The sequence below is a fragment of the Shewanella sp. 0m-8 genome (genome assembly GCF_052977265.1).
The window spans coordinates 24,617-30,998 of the sequence record NZ_JBRIMB010000056.1; the positions used below are offsets into that span (position 1 = coordinate 24,617).

Sequence of the window (6,382 nt, forward strand, 5' to 3'; positions counted from 1 at the left end):
TTTTGGCAACAAAGTCCGTAATGGCTTTGCAATAATATTTATGGATTTTGTGGAAAATCAAGCAAGACCGACTAGTTTCAATAAGGTGCTATAGAAGATAAGGGACTGCTTATGAACCGACTACCCCTCCTACTAATACTCGTATTTTGGACAGTAACCGCATCTGCGGACTATGACCCCAATTTTATTATTGGTAAAGAGAAAGCCAGAGTATGTATGACTTGCCATGGTGAGGATGGGATCTCAACTATCGATCTGTATCCCAATTTACGTGGTCAAAAAATGCAGTATCTAATTTCAGCATTGAATGATTATCAAACAAAACAGCGAACCAGTGGTTTGGCTATTTTGATGCAGCAGCAAGCAGATACTCTCACCGAACAGGATAAAAAGGATATTTCATATTATTACTCCGTGTTGGGTACACAAAAGGGAAAGGAGTAGGCAATGCAAGCTAGCACTGAGCTTTATGATGCAAACTATGATGTAAAAGTTGTCCGTTACTTTATTGTGGCCTCTGTTGCGTGGTCAATTTTTGGCATGTTCATTGGTTTGGTCTTAGCCGCTCAGCTTTACTGGCCTGCACTTAACTTTGACTCTGAATATTTTCAATTTGGTCGGTTACGTCCAGTGCACACTCAGGGGGTTATTTTCGGTTTTGTCGTTAATGTTTTGATGGGAACCTCACTCTACATAGTGCAAAGAACTGGTCAGACCAAATTATTTAATCGAAGTCTTTCTTGGATGGTATTTTGGGGCTGGCAATTAGTCCTATTATTAGCCGTTATCACTCTGCCTCTGGGCTACACCACCACTAAAGAATACGCCGAACTAGAGTGGCCTATCGATCTACTTATCGTACTGGTATGGGTACTCTATGCCGTGTTGTTTTTTGGCACAATAGCGATACGAAATGTAAAGCATATCTTTGTTTCCAACTGGTTTTATGGCGCTTTCATTATTGTCATCGCTCTGATTTTTATCATTAATAACTTGGCGTTGCCTGCATCCTTTATGAAGTCTTATCCCGTTTATGCCGGAGCGCAGGACGCGATAGTTCAGTGGTGGTGGGGGCATAACGCAGTCGGCTTTTTATTAACTGCTGGCATCATCGGAATGAATTACTACTTTATTCCAAAGGTTGCAGAGCGACCTATCTATTCGTATCGCCTTTCCATTATTCACTTTTGGGGCTTAGTCGGTTTTTATACCTGGGCTGGCACCCATCATCTTATCTATTCATCTGTACCGGTTTGGGTGCAAAATATTGGCATAGTCATGTCGCTCATTTTGTTCTTACCGTCATGGGCCGGGGCATTTAATAGCGCCATGACGTTATTGCAAAACAAGGCAAAGCTAAAAAAGGATTACATAATGTGGTTCTTTATGTCAGCGATTTTCTATTACTGCTTGGCGACATTCGAAGGCCCACTTTTAGCCATACGTTGGTTTAACATGTTGGCCCACAATACCGAGTGGGTGATTGGTCACGTTCATTCAGGTGCCCTTGGCTGGGTCGCCATGTCAGCGATTGCGGTGTTCTATTACTTTATACCAAAGCTATGGAATAAGCGTGAACTGTGGTCCAGTCGATTGGTTAAGTGGCACTTCTGGCTTGCTCACCTTGGGGTTGCTTTGTATGCCATCGCCTTATGGGTGGCAGGTATTGGTGAAGGTTATATGTGGCTAGCCCAGCTAGAAAATGGCTCATTAGCCTATAGCTTTGTAGAGGCTATGGACTTTAAAGCACCTTGGTTGCTCATGCGATTTATTGGTGGTGCCTGCTTTGTACTTGGCTTATTACTGATGGCGTTGAATCTATATAAAACGGTGTCGACAAAGGTGGAGGGTCATGAACATGTTCAGTAAGGACTTTACTCAATCTGTGGTCATCCTCATTTTAGCGACAACCTTGGTGGCGAGTTTTTCTATACTCGTACTTATTGTGCCTAGCTTAGCGCGTACAGATGAGCTGCGGGCTGAGTCATTAGCTAAACCCTTAACGGCCGTGCAGTCTGCAGGGCGAGATGTGTACATTAGCGAAGGGTGTCATGTGTGCCATACCCAGATGGTGCGTGATATAGCGCCTGAAGTGAAACGAGATGGTAGAGCCAATAAGGAAGCCGATGACATTTATGAATTTCCAAGTCTTTGGGGATCAAAGCGCACGGGACCGGATCTCACCAATATTGGGCGCAAGTATTCAGCGCAATGGCAACGGCTTCACCTTATTAACCCTCGAAGAGTCGTTCCTACATCCATCATGCCTGCTTATCCCTGGTTATTTGAACAAGTACTGAGTGGAGATGCGATTGAAGGGAAGATGCGCACCTTGCAAACTTTAGGTGTGCCTTACACTGACAATGAGATAGAAGGGGCTCGTATAGCGGTGAGAGGTGTGACTAAAGGGGAGGCTTTAATTCAGTATTTGCAAAGCCTAGGACAAGATACAGCCAGCGATCAGGAGCGATAACATGACTGCTTTCTGGAACATTTGGGCCGTTGGGTTAACATTGTTATTTCTTGGCATCATGGGATTCGTGATCTTTAAGTACTGGCGCAACAATAAGAGTGCTGACAAAGATAAAACGATTGATACATTCGATGGCATTGACGAAAACGATGCGCCGCCCCCCCGTATACTTTTTATCGCTTATTTAGCAGCCTTTGCTATTGCAGCTGTTTTTTTAGTTTTGTACCCAGGCCTAGGTAATTGGCAAGGGGCGATGGGGTGGAAGCAAAGTGATGATGCGCTTAGTTCGCCAACCACAGACTTAGAAATCGAAATGGTGCCATTAACGGATAAAAGTTTATTGGCCCTTGCGAGTAATAAAACGGTGACTATTAGTGGTAAATCATTGTTTGAAAACCACTGCGCTGCTTGCCATATTACTAATGCACAGGGGCAAAAGAGCTTTCCAAACCTGATTGATAATGAATGGCTCTATGGCGGCTCTCAAAGTGACATTTTACATTCTATTAAAAAAGGTCGAAATGGAGCCATGCCCGGATGGAAAGGTATTTTGTCAGAAGACCAAATTACCAAGATGGCCTATTACATAGCATCACTGCAACCGCTGCGTCGCAACCTAGACGCACCGCAAATTAAAATTGATTTAGGCAAAGACATTTTTGCCGAAAATTGCTCAAGTTGTCATGGTGATGGCACTGTGGCAAATATTCAAATTGGTGCCCCGCTGTTAAACGACGCAATTTGGTTACATGGCGGGAGTATTGAAGAGATTATATTCACTATCGAGTATGGCCTTAACAACGTGATGCCAGCATTTGAAGGGCAGCTTACTGAGGACGAAATATTAGCTATTGGTGCCTATATCACTGAGCAGCGCCTTGATTATGATGCCAAGCTTGCAGCGCTCGACCCCGCGTCCGTTAAACGTGGAGAGTACCTCATTAACGCTGGTGACTGTGTAGCATGCCACAGCTCAGAAGGCGGAGAGCGTTTTGCTGGTGGACTGCCGTTTAAGACGCCATTTGGAACGATTTATTCAACTAATATCACCCCTCACGTAATCTTTGGTATTGGTAGTGATGATTATGCGAACTTTAAGGCGGCTTTGTTTGATGGTAAAGGCAAACATGGCTATTTGTATCCTGCAATGCCTTACACCTCTTATCAATATTTAAAAGAGCAAGATACCCAAGACTTATGGAGTTACCTGCAGTCCATCACCGCGGTATCCAGGCAAGATGATAAGAACGAGATGATATTCCCCTCTAATATTCGCACAGGTTTGCTGGCTTGGAACTTAGTCTTTATGGATACTAAACCGCTGTCTTATGAACCGCCAAAACATGTCGACCTCAATAAACAGGAGTTAGCGCAGTGGCAGCGCGGCAAATACTGGGTAATGGGTTTGGGCCATTGTAGTGAATGCCATACTCCCCGTAATGTTGCCCAAGCGTTGATCCCTGAACGAATATTTCAAGGTAACTTGATTGATGGCTGGAATGCACCAGATATTAGCGCTAAAGAACTTTACCAAGATAGGTGGGATATCGATTCGCTAACCGATTTTCTGCACACAGGCCATTCATCAAAAGGCTCTGCGTTCGCGGGAATGGCGGATGTGGTAAAAAATAGTACCAGCTTAATGACTCGTGATGATATTGAAACTATTGCTCGCTATTTGCTGGTGGGTGATGAGCATAACACTATCCCTAATGACACCAAGCCACTCAACCCAAGTGGCTTTACGCCGGAGGTATACAAGGATAAGCAGTTAAACTCCTATAGTCTATATGCTGAGACCTGTGGTGCCTGCCACGGTGAGGACGGTAAAGGCCGAGATCCCATAGCACCAACGCTATTAAATAACGGCATTATTATGCATAGCGACCCCTTTAACACCATAGCCGTGACTATTCGTGGCTTATCACCGACATATTTGGAAGAGGGCCGTAACTTTATGCCGATGACTAGCTTCCAAAACATACTTACTGATACCCAGCTAGCGGAGCTGATCACTTTTGTTCGCCATTATTTAGGTGATAGAAAAGAGCCAGTAACCGCAGAGCAAGTTAAAGCGGTGCGTAAGGAGTTAGAGAAAGCGGGTTATGCTGGAAATCTGCATACCACACCAGATATGTATGATCATAAAGATGCAGATATTAATATTAATTAGCATGAGCTGTGGCTGAGCTAAATAATTGCAATGATGACTGTAGCGGGTTATCAGAGTGTCTAATTAAAATAGGTTTTTGAATGAGTGCCACATCCAACCTGGGGGCACTCACCGTTAGATATGCTTAAATAGCCCCTTGTTCAAAGTAGAAGTTCACCACCAAAGTCACTTAAATTTACTTAATTGGTCCATCAATGGCATTTCTTTCTTGCTGATATGAGCGGCACTTCTCAACTACCTCCATTTATGTTTTCTACAATTACTGCTTGAAGTGGAAGCTTGATGTTTAGTGTACCTATAGATTATGTACCGCTAGGTTGATAGATAGGCACAAGTTTAAAGTAATGCTATTACATGCAGTTAAAGGAGTTGTTATGTCTAGGTTTGAAAACAAAGTTGCGCTTGTTTTAGCTGGTGCACAGGGGATAGGTAGAGCCTGCAGCCTACTGTTAGGAGCTCAAGGGGCAACAGTGTACGTTGCAGATTGGGATGTTGAGCAAGCTAAAGCCACAGCAAGTGAGATCAACGCTAATAATGGTCAAGCGATTGGCTTATTTTTTAACGCTTTTGATAATGACTCTTACCCACCTTTAATAGAATCTATTTTGAAGGATAAAGGGCAGATTGATATATTGGTCAATAACTTCGGTGGTGTAGATTTAAAGTTAGATAAAGACCTTGCACACACTGAAGTGACTGATTGGGAGAAAAACATTCTCGCGAATATTAATAGCGTATTTATCCCTTCAAAAGCAGTGATCCCAACGATGGTGAAAAATGGCGGTGGAAGTATTGTTAATATCTCATCGCTTTCATCATTAAGTGCAGAAATGTCGAGTATTGCCTATGGTACAGCCAAAAGTGCCATCAATCATATGACTCGCCAGATAGCGATTCAATATGCAAATTACGGTATTCGTTGTAATGCCGTTTTACCCGGAATGATTGCCACCGATGCGGTGAAGAAAAATTTAAACCAAGAGTTTATTGATAACTTCTTGGCTACCCAGCCAATTAAGCGCATGGGTAAACCTAACGATATTGCCAATGCCGTTAGCTTTTTAGCGAGTGAAGAGGCGGGCTTTATCACAGGAGTATGCCTACCGGTAACTGGTGGGATGAATATCGCCACAGCTCGTTACTACTTTGATGCAGATAAGGTGCAGTTTTAACTCATTAAGAGTTAAGGGAGAGACTTATAGGTGGGATAGGTGATTTATGCTAAACCGCTGCCTAGCCAGACTTAAACCTTGATGAGCTGCAAGGGATAATCTTTGAAAGGCGTATACCGTAAGGTATACGCCTTTTTGTTTGTATTGCTTAAACAGGTTTATTGTTTGAAGAGTCAGTTAGAGTCGAAAATTTGAACCGAGAAGGAAAAGGATTAGTATTGAAAGTGCACCCCTTTTGCACTGGGTTGCATAGTTATGTGTGAGATGTGTGAGATGTGCGATATGTGTGCGATGGGGTCTAAGTTCAAAACTAGCAAAATAGCAGTTCTTGAATTTCAGGTACATAAAAGCCCATTGAATCAATGGGCTTCTTCGTTTTAAATTGGTGGATTCTTACAGACTTGAACTGCATGAATTGATGATGATTATAGTTTCTGTTGTTAGTCGTAATTTTCTGCAGATACAAAAAAGCCTACACAAGGTAGGTTTCTTCGTTTTAAATTGGTGGATTCTTACAGACTTGAACTGCATGAATTGATGACGATTATAGTTTCTGTTGTTAGT

General features: G+C 42.9%; 5 protein-coding genes. All 5 read left to right on the plus strand.

What is annotated here, in order from left to right:
- Positions 1-111 precede the first annotated feature (111 nt).
- The 5 genes from ACVBIO_RS19010 (at position 112) to ACVBIO_RS19030 (ending at position 5,818) form a co-directional block, all read left to right on the plus strand.
- Entirely contained in the window at positions 112-444 is a 333-nt protein-coding gene (locus ACVBIO_RS19010) for a c-type cytochrome (RefSeq protein ID WP_447160346.1), read from the plus strand.
- A gap of 3 nt (positions 445-447) precedes the next feature.
- Positions 448-1,869: a cytochrome-c oxidase, cbb3-type subunit I gene (ccoN, locus tag ACVBIO_RS19015; RefSeq protein WP_447164584.1), complete on the plus strand. Its 1,422-nt coding sequence runs from the start codon at positions 448-450 to the stop codon at positions 1,867-1,869.
- Positions 1,853-2,473: a cbb3-type cytochrome c oxidase subunit II gene (locus tag ACVBIO_RS19020; RefSeq protein WP_447160348.1), complete on the plus strand. Its 621-nt coding sequence runs from the start codon at positions 1,853-1,855 to the stop codon at positions 2,471-2,473. The genes ccoN and ACVBIO_RS19020 overlap by 17 nt, the downstream gene beginning before the upstream one ends.
- Before the next feature lies 1 nt (position 2,474).
- The gene (locus tag ACVBIO_RS19025) at positions 2,475-4,646 is read left to right on the plus strand and encodes a c-type cytochrome (protein ID WP_447160349.1); all 2,172 of its coding nucleotides are present in this window, start codon (positions 2,475-2,477) and stop codon (positions 4,644-4,646) included.
- Between the two features lie 374 nt (positions 4,647-5,020).
- Positions 5,021-5,818: an SDR family NAD(P)-dependent oxidoreductase gene (locus ACVBIO_RS19030; protein WP_447164581.1), complete on the plus strand. Its 798-nt coding sequence runs from the start codon at positions 5,021-5,023 to the stop codon at positions 5,816-5,818.
- The last annotated feature ends 564 nt before the right edge of the window (positions 5,819-6,382 follow it).

Coding starts and splice junctions, on each gene's coding strand:
- ACVBIO_RS19020 (WP_447160348.1), top strand. CDS start 1,853: ATGAACATGTTCAGTAAGGACTTTACTCAATCTGTGGTCATCCTCATT.
- ccoN (WP_447164584.1), top strand. CDS start 448: ATGCAAGCTAGCACTGAGCTTTATGATGCAAACTATGATGTAAAAGTT.
- ACVBIO_RS19010 (WP_447160346.1), top strand. CDS start 112: ATGAACCGACTACCCCTCCTACTAATACTCGTATTTTGGACAGTAACC.
- ACVBIO_RS19025 (WP_447160349.1), top strand. CDS start 2,475: ATGACTGCTTTCTGGAACATTTGGGCCGTTGGGTTAACATTGTTATTT.
- ACVBIO_RS19030 (WP_447164581.1), top strand. CDS start 5,021: ATGTCTAGGTTTGAAAACAAAGTTGCGCTTGTTTTAGCTGGTGCACAG.